1 pseudogene is annotated in these 466 nt (G+C 67.4%); it reads left to right on the top strand.

From position 1 onward, the window contains the following. Positions 1 to 217 (top strand): annotated as a pseudogene (locus DVK07_RS21510) (hypothetical protein); the annotation flags it as partial. Positions 218 to 466: the final 249 nt, after the last annotated feature.

The following is a 466-nucleotide window of genomic DNA, read 5'->3' as shown; positions in this document are numbered from 1 at the left end:
CGAGGAGGCGTGCGAGTCGCTGCTGCGGGAGGCCGCCGAGAACGGCGCGGTCATGACCGTCCTGTGGCATCCCCGGTACCTCGGCGACGACCACCCGGAACACGTCTCGCTCTATCGGGACCTCATCCGCCGGGCCCGGGAGCTCGGCGCGTGGGTCGGACCGCCCGGTGAGCTGTACGAACGGTACGAGTCCGATATCGAGGACCTGTCGCCGTGACCGCGCCGCCCGTCGGACCGACGGGAGCGATCACTCGTCAGGGGCCGCCGACTGACCGAATAGGTCGCATAACAAACTGTCTCTCCGAAGAGCGACTCGTCGACAGACGAGCGAGCAATCATGAACCCGACACGACGACCGAAAGCCGGCGGACGCCGGCGAGGTCACCGACGATGACCAGAGTCCATTTCGACGTCACGCACCCGGCGCACGTCCACCTGTTCAGACACGCGATCCGCGACCTCGTCG

It is taken from the genome of Halorubrum sp. Atlit-26R, assembly GCF_003666015.1.
Classification (GTDB): Archaea; Halobacteriota; Halobacteria; order Halobacteriales; family Haloferacaceae; genus Halorubrum.
Note: the sequence above shows the minus strand (reverse complement) of the source record. Positions and strands in the feature narration are given on the sequence as shown.